Origin of the sequence: Streptomyces violens (assembly GCF_000717745.1) — a bacterium.
In the GTDB taxonomy this organism is placed as follows: Bacteria; Actinomycetota; Actinomycetes; order Streptomycetales; family Streptomycetaceae; genus Streptomyces; species Streptomyces violens.
Window position 1 is genome coordinate 96,227 of sequence record NZ_JOBH01000013.1, and the last position, 14,071, is coordinate 110,297.

General features: G+C 71.7%; 15 protein-coding genes. 4 read left to right on the top strand and 11 right to left on the bottom strand.

The features are described from left to right. The first annotated feature begins 213 nt into the window (after positions 1-213). The 4 genes from IF04_RS0124875 to IF04_RS0124890 all read left to right on the top strand — a co-directional run bounded on the left by IF04_RS0124875 (position 214) and on the right by IF04_RS0124890 (position 4,185). Positions 214-1,356, top strand: a complete 1,143-nt coding sequence (locus tag IF04_RS0124875) for an energy-coupling factor ABC transporter permease (RefSeq protein WP_030262017.1) — start codon at positions 214-216, stop codon at positions 1,354-1,356. A gap of 1 nt (position 1,357) precedes the next feature. Next, on the top strand, positions 1,358-2,119 hold the full coding sequence (gene cbiQ, locus IF04_RS0124880; protein WP_030262020.1) for a cobalt ECF transporter T component CbiQ: 762 nt from the start codon (positions 1,358-1,360) through the stop codon (positions 2,117-2,119). After that, a complete protein-coding gene (locus IF04_RS0124885) occupies positions 2,107-2,874 on the top strand; it encodes an energy-coupling factor ABC transporter ATP-binding protein (RefSeq protein ID WP_030262022.1) in 768 nt (255 codons plus the stop codon). The genes cbiQ and IF04_RS0124885 overlap by 13 nt, the downstream gene beginning before the upstream one ends. Before the next feature lie 102 nt (positions 2,875-2,976). After that, positions 2,977-4,185 (top strand): serine hydrolase domain-containing protein, encoded by a 1,209-nt coding sequence (locus IF04_RS0124890; protein ID WP_030262026.1) that lies wholly within the window; start codon positions 2,977-2,979, stop codon positions 4,183-4,185. Between the two features lie 24 nt (positions 4,186-4,209). Here the strand turns inward: IF04_RS0124890 and IF04_RS0124895 are convergent, their stop codons facing one another. From IF04_RS0124895 to IF04_RS38850, 11 genes are all read right to left on the bottom strand, one after another. Further along, the gene (locus tag IF04_RS0124895; RefSeq protein WP_030262031.1) at positions 4,210-5,061 is read right to left on the bottom strand and encodes an EamA family transporter; all 852 of its coding nucleotides are present in this window, start codon (positions 5,059-5,061) and stop codon (positions 4,210-4,212) included. After that, positions 5,058-5,543, bottom strand: coding sequence for a YbaK/EbsC family protein (locus IF04_RS0124900; RefSeq protein WP_030262036.1), 486 nt, complete (start codon positions 5,541-5,543; stop codon positions 5,058-5,060). Before IF04_RS0124900 ends, IF04_RS0124895 begins: the two co-directional genes overlap by 4 nt. 97 nt (positions 5,544-5,640) lie before the next feature. Beyond that, positions 5,641-7,299, bottom strand: coding sequence for a penicillin-binding transpeptidase domain-containing protein (locus tag IF04_RS0124905; RefSeq protein WP_030262040.1), 1,659 nt, complete (start codon positions 7,297-7,299; stop codon positions 5,641-5,643). Positions 7,300-7,642: 343 nt separating this feature from the next. Further along, on the bottom strand, positions 7,643-8,908 hold the full coding sequence (locus tag IF04_RS0124910; RefSeq protein ID WP_030262043.1) for a tyrosine-type recombinase/integrase: 1,266 nt from the start codon (positions 8,906-8,908) through the stop codon (positions 7,643-7,645). A gap of 98 nt (positions 8,909-9,006) precedes the next feature. Continuing rightward, positions 9,007-9,234 (bottom strand): helix-turn-helix domain-containing protein, encoded by a 228-nt coding sequence (locus IF04_RS0124915; RefSeq protein ID WP_030262047.1) that lies wholly within the window; start codon positions 9,232-9,234, stop codon positions 9,007-9,009. A 220-nt stretch (positions 9,235-9,454) separates the two neighbouring features. Further along, complete coding sequence (locus IF04_RS36760; RefSeq protein WP_425428447.1) at positions 9,455-11,251, bottom strand: DnaB-like helicase N-terminal domain-containing protein; 1,797 nt, start codon at positions 11,249-11,251, stop codon at positions 9,455-9,457. Between the two features lie 298 nt (positions 11,252-11,549). After that, a complete protein-coding gene (locus IF04_RS38845) occupies positions 11,550-11,705 on the bottom strand; it encodes a hypothetical protein (protein WP_157847701.1) in 156 nt (51 codons plus the stop codon). Positions 11,706-11,854: 149 nt separating this feature from the next. Continuing rightward, the gene (locus tag IF04_RS36030) at positions 11,855-12,118 is read right to left on the bottom strand and encodes a hypothetical protein (protein ID WP_037960597.1); all 264 of its coding nucleotides are present in this window, start codon (positions 12,116-12,118) and stop codon (positions 11,855-11,857) included. Between the two features lie 161 nt (positions 12,119-12,279). Beyond that, positions 12,280-12,990, bottom strand: a complete 711-nt coding sequence (locus IF04_RS0124935; RefSeq protein ID WP_030262055.1) for a hypothetical protein — start codon at positions 12,988-12,990, stop codon at positions 12,280-12,282. After that, entirely contained in the window at positions 12,990-13,433 is a 444-nt protein-coding gene (locus tag IF04_RS0124940) for a hypothetical protein (RefSeq protein WP_030262058.1), read from the bottom strand. The genes IF04_RS0124935 and IF04_RS0124940 overlap by 1 nt, the downstream gene beginning before the upstream one ends. A 9-nt stretch (positions 13,434-13,442) precedes the next feature. Then, positions 13,443-14,066 carry a hypothetical protein gene (locus IF04_RS38850; RefSeq protein WP_030262061.1) on the bottom strand — a complete coding sequence of 208 codons (624 nt, stop codon included), beginning with the start codon at positions 14,064-14,066 and terminating at the stop codon, positions 13,443-13,445. Positions 14,067-14,071: the final 5 nt, after the last annotated feature.

Sequence of the window (14,071 nt, forward strand, 5' to 3'; positions counted from 1 at the left end):
GACTCCCATAAGTCACCCCAAGGGGTGACGCTGCGTGGAGCCGTGCCCCACGCTTCCCTCCGGGCGTGCGCCGGTGCCGCACGCGGGCGCCCGCGGCGGACACAGGAGTAGTGACCTACCCGAACGGGCAGTTCCGCAGTGCGGACGCTCTTGCACATGATTTGCAGTACGACCACCATGAGTGGGTTACGACCACGAGCGGAGAGCCCAGCCATGCATGTCCCCGACGGATTCATCAATGCCCCGGTCTCGGTGGCGACCGGTGCGGTCGCCGCGGCCGCCGTCGCGGTCAGCCTGCGCGGCGCCCGCCGCGAGCTGGGCGGCGACGGCCTGGGCGGGGAGCGCACCGCGCCGCTCGCCGGCCTCGTCGCCGCGTTCATCTTCGCCGTACAGATGCTGAACTTCCCCGTCGCCGCCGGCACCAGCGGCCACCTCCTCGGCGGCGCGCTCGCGGCGATACTCGTCGGCCCCTGTACGGGGGTCCTCTGCGTCTCCGTCGTCCTCCTCATGCAGGGCGTCCTCTTCGCCGACGGCGGCCTCACCGCGCTCGGCGTCAACATCACCGACATGGCGGTGACCACGACCGTCGTCGCCTATCTGCTCTTCCGCGGCCTGGTGAAGGTACTGCCGCGCAAGCGCCGCTCGATCACGGTCGCGAGCTTCGTCTCCGCCCTGGTCTCCGTCCCCGCGGCCGCCCTCGTCTTCACCTTCCTCTACGCGCTCGGCGGCACCGCCGACGTCTCCACCGGCAAGGTGCTGACCGCGATGGTCGGCGTGCACGTCCTCATCGGCATCGGCGAGGCCGTCATCACCGCCCTCACGGTCGGCGCGGTGATCGCCGTACGGCCCGACCTCGTGTACGGCGCCCGCGGCCTCAGCCAGCCGCTCGAATTGAAGGTCACCCCCGTCGCCGCGCCCGCGGCACCGGGCGCACCCCGCCCCGAGCCCGTCGCCGCCCCGGTGGCCGCGTCCGAGGCAGCGCCGGCGACCGAGGCCGAGCCGAAGGCCCCCGCCCCCCGCTCCACCAAGCGCGTCTGGCTCGCCGGCGTCGCCGCCGCCCTGGTCTGCGCCGGTGGCATCAGCTACTACGCCTCCGCCAGCCCCGACGGCCTGGAGAAGGTCGCCCAGGACCAGGGCCTCGACAAGCAGGAGAAGGACCACGCCGCCAAGGACTCCCCGCTCGCCGACTACAGCGTCAAGGACATCACCGACGCCCGGCTCTCCGGCGGCCTGGCCGGCGTGATCGGCGTCGGCGCGACGCTGGCCGTCGGCACCGGCGTCTTCGTGGTCGTCCGCCGCCGCCGGGACGCCGCGGACGCGGCCCGTGCCGACGACCGCACCCCGGAGCAGGTCTGACATGGGTGCAGGCCACGCGCACAAGCTCTACCGTCATGGACACTCGCCCGTGCACGCGCTCCCCGCGCACTGCAAGATCGCGGCCGTCTTCGGCTTCGTACTGATCGTCGTCTCCACGCCCCGCGAGGCGGTCTGGGCCTTCGCCCTGTACGCACTCCTCCTCGCGGCGGTCGCGGCGGCGGCCCGCATCCCCGCCGGCTTCCTCCTCAAGCGCCTCCTCATCGAGGTGCCGTTCGTCGCCTTCGCGCTGCTCATGCCGTTCGTCGCCGAGGGGCCGCGGGTGCACGCGCTCGGCATGTCGCTCAGCGAGTCCGGCCTGTGGGGCGCCTGGAACATCCTCGCCAAGGGCACCCTCGGCGTCGCGGCGTCGGTCCTCCTCGCCTCCACCACCGAACTCCGCGCGCTCCTCCTCGGCCTGCAGCGCCTGAAGATGCCCCCGATGCTCGTCCAGATCGCGTCCTTCATGATCCGCTACGGCGACGTGATCACCGACGAGATGCGGCGGATGCGCATCGCCCGCGTCTCGCGCGGCTTCGAAGCGCGCGGCGTCCGCCACTGGGGCGTCCTCGCCAAGTCCGCCGGCGCGCTCTTCATCCGCTCCTACGAGCGCGGCGAACGCGTCCACCTCGCCATGGTCAGCCGTGGCTACACCGGCACCATGCCGGTCACCGACGAGGTGACCGCCGGCCGCGCCCAGTGGACCTCCGCCGCACTGCTCCCCCTCGCCGCCCTCGCCGTCTGCCTCCTCGGATGGACCCTGTGAACACCACCGCCCCCTCCCTCGAGGTCACCGGCCTCGCCTACGCCTACCCCGACGGCCACCAGGCCCTCTTCGGCGTCGACCTGACCGTCGCGCGCGGCGAGCGGGTGGCCCTGCTCGGCCCGAACGGCGCCGGCAAGACCACCCTCGTACTCCACCTCAACGGCATCCTCGAAGCGGGCGCCGGCACTGTCGCCGTCGCCGGCCTCCCCGTGGCCAAGCGCAATCTCGCGGAGATCCGCCGCCGCGTCGGCATCGTCTTCCAGGACCCCGATGACCAGCTCTTCATGCCGACCGTGCGCGAGGACGTCGCGTTCGGCCCGGCCGCCGCGGGCCTCCGGGGCGCGGAGCTGGAAGAGCGCGTCATCGAGGCCCTCGACCGCGTCGGCATGGCCGGCTTCGCCGACCGGCCCCCGCACCACCTCTCCTTCGGCCAGCGCCGCCGGGTCGCGGTGGCCACCGTCCTCGCCATGCGCCCCGAGATCCTCGTCCTGGACGAGCCCTCCTCCAACCTCGACCCGGCCTCCCGCCGCGAACTCGCCGACGTACTGCGGTCCCTGGACGTCACGGTCCTGATGGTCACCCACGACCTCCCGTACGCGCTGGAGCTCTGCCCCCGCTCCGTCGTCCTCTCCGGCGGGGTCATCGCCGCCGACGGCCGTACCCAGGACCTGCTCTGCGACGCGGAGCTGATGGCGGCCCACCGCCTCGAACTGCCTTTCGGCTTCGATCCCCGCTCGGTGACCGCCCCGGTGTGACATGCCCGCGGCGGTTCCTGTGACCCTCCCCACGGCCGACGGGTTCCTGGTCATCAGCACTGATCGGCGCGTTGCACCATGGATGGGTCACAAACGCGACGGATGAGTGGGAAGCGGGAACCAGTGGTGGACGTCCACGGCACGGTCGAGGCCGGCTATGAGCCGGTCCGCGATGCCTTCGCGGCGAACTTCGCGCGGCGCGGCGAGCGTGGGGCGGCGGTCGCCGCCTATCGGCACGGGCGCAAGGTCGTCGATCTGTGGGCGGGTGACCGCGACGGCGACGCGACTGCCACCGGTACCGAAGCCCCCTGGGAAGAGGGCACCGCGCAGCTCGTCCGCTCCGCCACCAAGGGCGTCGCCGCCGTCGTGCCGCTTCTGCTCCACCAGCGCGGCCAGCTCGATCTGGACGCGCCGGTCGGCACGTACTGGCCCGAGTACAAGGCCGCCGGCAAGGAACGCACGCTGGTCCGCCACCTGCTCTCGCACCGCGCGGGAGTACCGGTACTGGACACCCCGCTCACGCCCGCCGAGGCCGTCGACGGCGTCAGCGGCCCGGCCGCGGTGGCCGCGCAGGCCCCGGCCTGGACCCCCGGCACGGACCACGGCTACCACGCCCAGACGTACAGCTGGCTCCTCTCGGAACTGGTCCTGCGGGTCACCGGCCGGACGATCGGCGCGTTCGTCGCCGAGGAGATAGCCGGGCCGCTCGGCCTGGACCTGTGGATCGGCCTCCCCGAGGAGGAGGCCGCCCGCGGCCGGGCCGGACGGCTCGCCGAGATCACCCCGCCGCCGGCCCCCGAGGGCTCGGGCCTGCGCGTACGGCCCAAGCGGGCCGTGGCCGAGGCGTACGACGACCCCACCTCCCTCACCCGCCGGGCCTTCGCGGCGATCTCCCCGCACGCCGACGAGAACGCCCCCGAGTTCCGCGCCGCGCAGCTCCCCGGCTCCAACGGCATCGCCACGGCGCGTTCCCTGGCCCGTCTGTACGCGGCGCTCATCGGCCCCGTGGACGGCCACCCCCGCCTCTTCGCGCCCGCGACCCTGACGCTGGCCCGTACGGAGGAGTCCGCGGGCCCGGACCGTACGCTCATCGCCTCCTCGCGCTTCGGCCTGGGCTACATGCTGCACGGCCCCGCGGCCCCGCTGCTCGCCCCCGGCTCGTTCGGCCACCCGGGCCGCGGCGGCGCCCTCGCCTTCGCCGACCCCGAGTCGGGCCTCTCCTTCGGCTACATCACCAACGGCATGCAGAAGAACGTCACGGCGGACCCGCGCGCCCAGGCGCTCGTGCGCGCGCTGCGGACGACGGTCTGAGGGGGCCACGCCCAGCTGGTGTGCCTAGCTGGTGTGCAGCATCAGCCCGATGCCGACGACCATCAGCCCCGCCGCCGCGATCCGCGGTGCCCCGAAGCGCTCCTTCAGGAAGATCGCGCCGATCGCGGCGCCGACGATGATCGAGGACTCGCGGAGCGCCGCGATCGGCGCGAGCGGCGCGCGGGTCTGGGCCCACAGGACCAGCCCGTACGCGAAGACCGAGAGCACGCCGCCGAGCAGCCCGCGGGCGGCGAACGGGCGCAGTTCGGCGAAGAGCGCGCGGCGCCGCGTGGCCACCGCGTACGCGGGGATCGCGAGGCCCTCCAGGAGCATCAGCCAGCCGATGTAGCCCAGCGGCGTGCCGGAGGCGCGGACGCCCACGCCGTCGACCGTGGTGTACGAGGCGATCGCCAGGCCCGTGGCGACCGCGGCGATGACCGCGGGCCAGTGCGGGCGGGTACCGGAGCCGCGGATGCCCCACAGGGCGACGCCGAGGAGGCCGGCGGAGGCCAGCGCGACGCCGGTCAGGGCCCAGGCGTCGGGGAGTTCGCCGACGAAGACCGCGGCGAGGACGGTGACCACGAGCGGCGCGGTGCCGCGCGCGATCGGGTACATCTGCCCGAAGTCGCCGAGCCGGAAGGACCGCATGAGCAGCGCCTGGTAGACGACGTGCAGGAGCGCCGAGGCGATGAGCAGCGGCCAGGCGCCGGCGGCGGGGAGCGGCGATATCGCGGCGAGTACCGCGCCGCAGACGGCGCCGCCGGAGCCGACGAGGGTGAAGGCGAGCAGTTGGTCCTTGATGCCGTGGGCGATCGCGTTCCAGGCGGCGTGGGTGACGGCGGCGGTCAGTACCGCGGCGACGACGAGCGGGGTCACGGGGCGTGCTCGCGGACGTCCACGACGCGGCCGCCGGCGTGCTCGACGATCGACTTGGGGTCGAGCGGGAAGACGGTGTGCGGGGTGCCGGCGGCGGCCCAGACCGTGCCGTGGGCCAGCAGCCCCCGGTCGGCCAGGACGGTGGTACGGGTGCGGTGCCCGAAGGGCGGTACACCGCCGATCGCGTAGCCGGTGGTCTCGCGGACGAGGTCGGCATTGGCGCGGCCGACGTGCTGCGCGCCCAGCTCGGCGCGGACCTTGTCGAGGTCGACCCGGGACGCCCCGTCCATGAGGACGAGGACCGGCACCCCGTCCGCCTCGAAGATCAGCGACTTGACGATCTCGGCGGGCTCGCAGCCGACAGCGGCGGCGGCCTGCGCCGCGGTGCGGGTGGCGTCGGGGAAGCGGCGTACCTCGACTTCGAGGCCCAGCTCGCGCAGGGCGGCGGCGAACAGGGGATGAGCGTCGGCTGAAGTACTCATGGCCCGCACGCTAGCGAAGGCTGTACGGGCCATGCGACCGGGAAAAGGGGGCCGTCCGAGATGTGGACGGCCCCCTTCCGGAGGACTGGGTGTGGCGTCAGCCCTGGTTGAGGATGGCGCGGACCACCGGGCCCGCGTTGTCGCCGCCGTGGCCACTGGCCGGGACGACGGCCGAGGCCGCGAGGTCGCCGTTGTAGGCGGTGAACCAGGCGTTCGGCTTCTTCTGGTTGTCGACCTCGGCGGAGCCGGTCTTGGCGCCGATGTCACCGCTGAGGCCGGACATCGCCTTGGCGCCCGTACCGGACGTGGCGGTCAGCTTCATCAGCGACTTCATCGCGGACGCGGTGGCCGGCTTCATGTTCCGGGAGGCCTTGGCCAGCGTCCGGTCGTCGACGTCCGGGGAGACGAGGTACGGCTGGTGGAAGCTGCCGGACTGGACGGTCGCCGCGATGGAGGCGACGTTCAGCGGGTTCATCCGGACCCCGCCCTGGCCGATGAGCGAGGCGGCCATCTGGGCGTCGCTCTGCACCGGGACGTTGCCGTCGAAGCTGGGGATGCCGGTGTTCCAGGTCAGGCCGAGGCCGAAGACGTCCCGGGCCTGCTTGGTCAGGTCGTCGTCGTGCAGCTTCTCGGCCTGCGAGATGAAGGCGTTGTTGCAGGAGGCCGCGAAGCTCTGCGCGAAGGTGCCGTCCTTGATCTCGGTCTTGTTGAGGTTCTGGAACTTCCAGCCGCCGTACGTCACGTACTTCGCGCACGGGTGCTTCTTGTTCGGCGAGGTCAGGCCCTTGTCGATGAGCATCGACGCGGTGACGACCTTCATCGTGGAGCCGGGGGCCAGCGAGCCCTGCGTGGCGACGTTGAAGCCCTTCTCGGGCGCGCTGGCGATGGCCAGGATCTCGCCGGTGCTGGGCTTGATGGCGACCGCCGACGCCTTCTTCTTCGCGGCGACCGCCTTCTGCGCGGCGGCCTGGATCTTGGCGTCCAGGGTGGTCTTCAGCGTGCCGGGGGTGCCCTTGGAGAGGACCTTCAGCGTCTGGTCCGGCTTCTGGGCGGCCTTGTTGTCGCTCTTGGCGCGCTCGATGAAGAACTCCACGCCCGGGGTGCCGCCGGCCTTCTCGCCGTACTTGTCGCGCAGGCTGGCGAGGATGCCGGCCAGCTCGGGGTTGCTGTCCTTGGTGATCTCGGTGCCGGTGCGGTCCACCGCCTTGATGGGCGGCGCCTCGCCCTCGCCCGTGCGCAGCGTGTCGCCCTCGCCGAGCCCGGGGTGCACGATCGTGGGCCGCCAGTCGACGACCGGCTCGCCGGTGGCCTTGTCCCGCTCGACGGTGAGGGAGGTGGCGTACGAGACGGGCGCGCTCTTGCCCTGGTACGAGATCTGCCCGGACACCTGGTACGGCACCACGTCGCCCTTGCGGGTCCCGGGGGTGAGCTTCAGCTGACTGATGTGGGCCTGCTTGGTGACGCCGGTCAGCGCGGTGGAGGCCGCCTCGGTGTCGTCGGTCAGCTTCGCGGCCTTGGCGACCTCGCCCGACTGCCAGGCGGTCAGGAAGCCGGTGGCGGCGGTCTTCACTTCCTTCGCGGAGAGCGGCCCGGTCTTCACCGTCGCGCCGCCGTCGGCGGACTTGCCGTCCGCCGACGTGACCTCCTGCTGCGGGGCCTCATCACCGGAACTGCCCATCAGGGTGTACCCGCCGACGCCTCCCGCGACCAGGGCGATCGCCCCGCCGATCAGCCCGTATCTCACCTCGCGGCGCATGACTTACCGTTCCCCTCCTGAAGCAGCGTGATCGTCCCTGAAACCCGACACAAGAACGTGCAGCGCACTCTATGGGACACGGGGTATTGGAGTGACCGTCGCGCGTCTCGTTCCGGCATCGGTACGGTGACACTCAGTCGATGCGGCCGTCACGGAACGGTCACATACGGGACCGGCCATTCCCCGCCGCACCCGTCATACCCAGGTGTCCAGCCACATCCGTGCCTGCCATGCGCTCTTGGGGATCGGTAGCCCTGTGTACACGGGATAGAAATAAATGAACTCCCTCACACATGGCTGGACACCCGCCTGACCTGTTACTTTGCCCCCGGCCGGGGCCGCCTCACGCCGCCTGGGCCGTCTCTGGGCCGTCCGACCGCTCAGCGGACCCCCGATAGAGCCCGTCCACGGCCTTCCGTGTACGCCCCTCACTGCTCGGCATCAGGTGCGTGTACGTACGCAGTGTGAAGCCCGGATCACTATGACCGAGGTACGAACTCAACGCCCGGATGTTCTCGCCGGCATCCAGCAGAACCGAAGCGTAGAAGTGCCTGAGGGCGTGCATCCCGTCCTCGCGAGCCGACTGGTACCGCTGCCCCTTCTCAGCCCTCGGAATGACGCCGGCGGCCGCCAGGGCGGGCTTCCATACGTGGTCGTCGAAGTGGCTCACCCGTACGTGCGCCCCCTTCGGCCCGACGAACAGCAGAGCCTTCGTCACGGGCCCTCCGTCCGGCGTGGTCCACGGCAGCGTCACGTCTACCGGCGGAAACGCCTCGACGTGCGCCCGCAGGACGGCAGCCACGGTTTCCGGGAGCGGGACATCACGCACTTTGCCCCGCTTCGGCGGTGCGAAGACGAACTTCCCACGAATGCGCTTGAGCTGGTGCCGTATCGCCAGCCAACCGCCCTCGTAGTCCACCTCGTCCACCGACAACGCGAAGATCTCGCCCTGCCGCAGACCGCAGCCGGCACCGATGTCCACGGTCGCCTGGAAGCGCTTGGGGAGAGCGGCCCGCACAGCGAAGACGCGTTCAGCCGTCCACGGAGTGACGCGTCCCGGAGTCGGACTCGGAGCTTTCACCGATCGCGCCTTGCACGGGTTCCGGGCGAGCAGCCCGTCATCCACCGCGGCTGTGAAGGCCGCGGAGACCGTCCCGTAGATGATCCGGCGGTGGGACTCGGACGGGACGCTGACTGTCAGTTCGCCCAGCCATGTGCGGATGTGGCCCGGTTGGAAGGAAGCGACCGGCCGCGTCCCGATGTACGGATAGGCGTGCAGCCGCAGCCGACGCTCCGCTGCTTCACGGCTGGTGATCTGCCCCGAGTGCGAGGCCACCCACTTCGCGGCGAACTGCTGGAAGGTGATGCGGGCCGCGCGCGGGTCGATGTACTGGCCGCGCGACATGTCGGCGGCTGTGTGCGTCAACCAGTCCTCGGCAAGACGCTTCTGCCGGTCGGGAAAGGACTTGCTCTTCTCGGTCCCGTCGGGCCCGATGTAGCGGGCGCGGTAGCGCATGCCGGTGCCGTACCGGCTGCTCCTGACGCGCCTCTCCTTGCCGTTGGCGTCCTTCTCGGTCTTGTACCAGCGGTCTTGGATGTGGCCGGCCATGAAGGCGGTGGTCCCTTCTCAACGCGATGGCGGGGAGGGCCAGGTCGGCCCTCCCCGCCATCGCGAGGCGTGTGCGGTTGTGGTGATGTGCTGCCGTGTCAGGCGGCGTCGGCGGCCATGCGCTCAGCGGCCCACGCGCGAACGGCCGCGGGGTCGTAACGCAGGTGCTTGCCGACGCGGAAGCCGGGCGGACCGGTGCGCTTCTTGCGCCACTGGTAGACGGTCTCCAGGGGGACGTCGAAGAGCTCGGCGATGTCGGTAGGGGTGAAGTAGCGGTCGGGGAGGCCAGCGCGCAGGGCGGTGCGGGAGTCGGTGTAAGTGCTCAAGTCGCCTCCGGGCGAGAAGCGCGGGCGGGGCGATAAGGGCGGTAAGGGTGATAAGCCAGCTGACCTGGGCTTTCATGGGGGCGATAAGGGGTGCGGAAAGGGGTGCGATAAGTCCCGGTCCTGCGAAGCGGCTGACTTACCGCCCCGCTTATCGCACCCCTTATCGCCCCGTCGTTTCCGCAGGTCAGCAGGCTTATCGACCTTTTCGCCCTTACCGCCCTCAGCCCGCGTAGGTCAGGACGGTGGTCGGGCGGCCGCCAGTGGCCTTCTGGCGACGGGCGTAGCCGGGCAGGTCGAGCAGTTCAGCCGCGAGCCGGTCCCGCTCCGCACGCGTGCTGTTCTTGAACAGGCGGCGGACCTGGTCGGCGGTCAGCCCGTCGGGGCCGGCGGCGCGGACGGCCTCGGCGAGCTTGTTCACCTTCGGATCGCCGGTGGCGTCGCCGAGCAGGTGCACGGCGGAGGCGCGGGCGTAGTTGAGCAGCTGCCAGGCGGCCCGCATGTGGGCTTCGGAGATGGTGTCGGTGTGGTCGCACAGGGCGTAGACCATCGCCACCCGCTGCACGTACGGAGCTGCCCGCGCGGTGAACTGGGCGATGACGCCGCCGGCCGAGTCATCGCTCAGCGCTGGGTAGACCTGGTCGCAGTACAGCTCCCAGGCGGCCGGGCTGAACTTCACCTGCTCCACGCGAGCCGCATCGTCCAGGACGGTGCGCCAGCCGGCGGCGAGGTTGGCCACCAGCTCCGGGCTGGCACCGCGCGAGCCGGGCAGGACAAGGTTGCGGTGGCAGAAGATCGGCAGGAACCGGTTGTACGTGCCGCCGGCCATCTCCGAGTCCTGCATCTTGGCCCGGAACTCCTCCGGAGTGATGTGCCCCAGAATCGCGATGTGCGGGTCCGTCGCCTTGAGCGAGTCGCGGACCATCGAGCCGAGCGAGTCCCCGTCCCATGCCTGCCGCAGCACGCCAGGGAGGCTGGAGCCCTCACGACGGCCGCGGCTCATGGTGACGGCGTACTCCGACTCCAGCACCCACAGCCGCTTGTCGAAGCTGGCGTGGGACGCGTCCTCGCTGTCGTCGTCCTTGACGTACTCGATCAGCCCCTCCCCGGAGTTCAGCCCGCGCGGGGTGTGCTCGGGGCCGAAGAAGTCCGGCAGCGCCTCGGCCAGCACCCGCCGCGCGGTTGACGTCGCCGACCCCTTGCGACCGGAGGAGGTCGGACCGATCGTCAGCGCCCAGATCAGCGTGGGATGCCGGTCGTTGCCGATCATCAGGTGCGGTCGCCGGCCGATGACCGCCCCGGCTGCGGAGAGCAGGTTGGCCAGCACGGCGACCGGGTCTGCCTCGGTGGTGGGGTCCAGTTCGCGCACTGTCTCGCCCAGCCAGCCGCAGAACACGTCCGGGTGCGGGGTGGGGCCGGGTCGGTGCGGCCGGTGCAGGCCCGGCTTCCGGTCGTAGAAGGGGTTCGGCGGCCCGGCCGGTGTCACCTCTGTGCTGCTGGCGTCGGCGGGCCGGGCGGTCAGTTCGCTGACCTGCTCGACCACCGTGGCACGGAGCTGGTCGGTGTCGGTGTCCGCCGAGGACGCGGCCTGCACCAGGCGCAGGCCGGCCTCGATCAGGCGGCGCCGTTCCGCCTTCTCCTGCACGATCTCGGCGTAGTGCTCGGCATGCGCCGTGGTGGGCACGGACTGCACCAGGGTGTGCAGGTAGGAGGCGCCGCCGACACGGTTGAGGTCACCACGTTTGCCGAGGTGGTGGGCGACGGTGATGGGATCGGCGGGCTGGCCCTGGTCGTGCAGCTCGCAGATCGCCCGGTGGATCGTCTCGTGGGCGGGCCGGTAGTAGTCGCCGGGGTCGATCGTCTCGACTACATCGGTGATGGCCTCGGCCGAGAGCAGCATGGCGCCGAGAATGGACTGCTCAGCTTCCAGGCTGTGCGGCGGCATTCGGTCGGTCCGCGGCTCCGGGACGCTGGGCAGGGTGCGGACGTTGTCGTAGCGGGGCGGGGGTGGGGCGCTCACTTGCTGGCGCCCCCTTCGCCGCGTGGGCGGCCGGAGGCTCGCCGGATGTCGGTGGGGTGAGTCATGCTGGAGGTCTCCAGTTCTCTGGGGAGTTCTGGCAGACGAGAGCGACCCGAACTTTGACGAGGCGCGGGTCGCTCTTGTCATGGGTGGACGTTGCACGTGGGGTGGGCGAAGGCCCGCCCCGAGCGGGGCCTTCGCTGGAGGCGGCGTTAGCCGTTCTTGCCGCCATTGCTGCCGGTGGACTGCCGGTTGGCTTCGGCGACCTTGCGTTCCAGCTCTGCGCGCTCTTCGTCCGTCATCGCCGGTCACCGTCCTTCGGGGTGCCGGGAACGGGGCGGGCGTTGGGGTCGCGGGTCCAACTGCCGGTGGTCTGGCTGTACTCGCGTACGTCCTCGGGCCGTTCGTCCTTACGACCGGGGTCGCTGATGGGGAGGTCGCGCGGTAATGCCACGATGGGGCTCCTGTCTCTGCGAGATGGGAGCCGGGGCGACCGCGTCTGCTTGGCGGTAGAGGGCGGTCGCCTCGGCGTTTTCGTTGGTGGGGCCGGATCTGCGGCTCCCCGCCTGCCCCGGCGGTGGCCGTGGGCGGACGGGCAACCGGTCAGCGGTGGCTGGCGATCCAGTTCCAGGCGGCCATCGCGGTACCGCCGATGCCGAGGCCGATGAGCATCCGGCGGGCTGGCCGGGAGAGGCCGGCTCCCTCGATGGGCCGGTCCTCCATGAGCCAGATGTCGTCCCCGTCGGGGACGGTGCCGCCGTGCGTGAGTGCGCGGTGGCGGGCGCGCTGCTGGTCGGCTTCCTCGCGGGTCGCGACGGGCGGCCAGGTCCTCTTGCAGCGGTCGCAGCGGTAGCGGTGGCGGGTCATCAAATGTCCGTTTCGTGGGTGGTAGGCGAGGTAGGTAGGCGACGGGTAGGAGGGTGGTAGGTAGGCGGCCTGACCTGCGGTTCCTACCTCCCTACCGGGGCCCCAGGAGAGGGGGCCGGGCGAGAGGGGAGGGGAGCGGTCGGCGGCGCCCCGGCGGCGGCTCACGCGGCGGCCGCGGGCGGGTGCTCGGCGGTGGCCGGAGCGGGTGCCGGCGGGGCCCCCTCCCCGGCCCCGGTGGGGGCCTCCCCGAGCGCGGCCGGGAGGTCGCGCACCCGCACCCCCATCCGCACGCGCTGGCGGCCGTTGAAGCGGAGCTTGAGTCCCTCCTCGACCGGCACTCCCCAGGCGAGGAGTGCGGCCTTGAGATCGGCCTTCTCCCAGTCGCCCAGAGCGCCGGTGGCGATCAGGTCATCGAGGTGGGCGCCCTGGTGCTCGGCCCCCGCCAGCTTCCGTACGAGAGCGGCGACCAGCTCCGGGGTGGGGGAGGCGTCCTCCTGGTCCTCGTCGAGCTCCAGCTCCTCCTGGTCGTCGTCCTCGTCGAAGGACGCCGGCCTTTCGGCCGGGGGAGGGGAGGGGGCGTGCATCCAGGCCGCTGCACACCAACCGACCACGGCGACCGGCATCCCGTAGGCGGGATGGGTCCAGGCGAGGTAGGCGGCGACGTACCCGCCCGCGCCGACGTAGCCGAGGCGGGCCAGAGCCTCTTTCCAGTCCTCCGCCGTGATCCAGGCCCAGCCCCGGCCGATCAGGGCGGCGGAGCCGGTGAACAGCGCGCCTACGACCTCGCGGTTGGGCAGGTAGGGCCGCAGGTCGACCCGTGCCCGGCCGGGAGCAGCCTCGGCGGGTCGCTCCCCCGTCCTCTGGTCCGTCATCAGGCCACCCCCAGGACCTGGTTCAGCCCGGAGGCCAGGAAGGTCGAGACGATCCCCCACAGCCCGCCTGCAGCCGCGAAGATCGAGGCGGCCGCGATGCCGAACAGAGCGGCAGTTCGCGGCTTGAGCTTCATCCCGTAGATCACCAGAACGATGACCAGGGCGATGGCGCCCATGCCGACGTTCCCGCCGATGCCGGACTGCACGGCGGCGGCCATGCCCTTGGCGATGCTGCCGGGTGTGCTCCACACCGAGGCGGCCGTGGCGTACAGGGTTCCGGCGATCAGGCCGACGATCGCGGCCTGGTCGGCGTCGAGCTTGATCTTGTGCTTCCCCTTCACGCCGAGGACGAGGAAGACGGTGGCGGCCAGGGCGGCGCCGGACGCGCCGAGGCTGCCGAGGACTTGCCCGGACTGGATGCCGGCAGCAGCGAGCGTGAACACGAGAGCTCCTTAGAACTGGGCGAGAAGCAGGGCGAGGGAGGCGGTGGCGAGCGGGATGCGGCACATCCAGGCCAGTGGCGGCCACCAGTGGCGGGTCTTGTGGTCGATCAGGACACCGATCGCGATGACGACCGCGGCACCAAGCACCAGGGCGCCGGTACGGCCGTACTCGCGGCCGCAGGTCGAGATCAGGTCTTCCAGCGGCTGGGCGGCGCCGAGGCCCCAGCCCAGGGCGGCGGCGGAGGCGTTGTAGAGGACCTTGCGGCCCCGGACGGGGTGCAGCAGCTGCATCCCGACTGAGCCCGCCGGCGCCCACCCCCGCCAGAACGATTCAGCGGCCGGAGCTTTTGGGTACGGGGCAGCGGAAACGTCTTCGTCGTCGTCCTCCTGGTCCTCCCCCTGTTCCTCCTCGTCGTCTGCCTCGTCCGGTTCGTCGTCCACCACGTCGGCGCCGGTGTCCTCCTCCGACTCCTCCTCGTTCACCTGCTCGCCGAGGTGGATGGGCTTGGCTGTCCACCAGTCCGGGAGGCGGTCGGAGGAGACGGCGATCCGGCGAGGTTCAGGGGGCTCGGCGGGTGCCTGGTCCTCGTCGGCGTACAGGCGGTCCCACCAGTCGTCAGCGGTGGTGTCCACTGCCT

Coding starts and splice junctions, on each gene's coding strand:
- cbiQ (WP_030262020.1), top strand. CDS start 1,358: ATGGGTGCAGGCCACGCGCACAAGCTCTACCGTCATGGACACTCGCCC.
- IF04_RS0124885 (WP_030262022.1), top strand. CDS start 2,107: ATGGACCCTGTGAACACCACCGCCCCCTCCCTCGAGGTCACCGGCCTC.
- IF04_RS36030 (WP_037960597.1), bottom strand. CDS start 12,118: ATGACCCGCCACCGCTACCGCTGCGACCGCTGCAAGAGGACCTGGCCG.
- IF04_RS0124900 (WP_030262036.1), bottom strand. CDS start 5,543: ATGAGTACTTCAGCCGACGCTCATCCCCTGTTCGCCGCCGCCCTGCGC.
- IF04_RS0124910 (WP_030262043.1), bottom strand. CDS start 8,908: ATGGCCGGCCACATCCAAGACCGCTGGTACAAGACCGAGAAGGACGCC.
- IF04_RS0124905 (WP_030262040.1), bottom strand. CDS start 7,299: ATGCGCCGCGAGGTGAGATACGGGCTGATCGGCGGGGCGATCGCCCTG.
- IF04_RS0124875 (WP_030262017.1), top strand. CDS start 214: ATGCATGTCCCCGACGGATTCATCAATGCCCCGGTCTCGGTGGCGACC.
- IF04_RS0124890 (WP_030262026.1), top strand. CDS start 2,977: ATGAGTGGGAAGCGGGAACCAGTGGTGGACGTCCACGGCACGGTCGAG.
- IF04_RS0124935 (WP_030262055.1), bottom strand. CDS start 12,990: ATGACGGACCAGAGGACGGGGGAGCGACCCGCCGAGGCTGCTCCCGGC.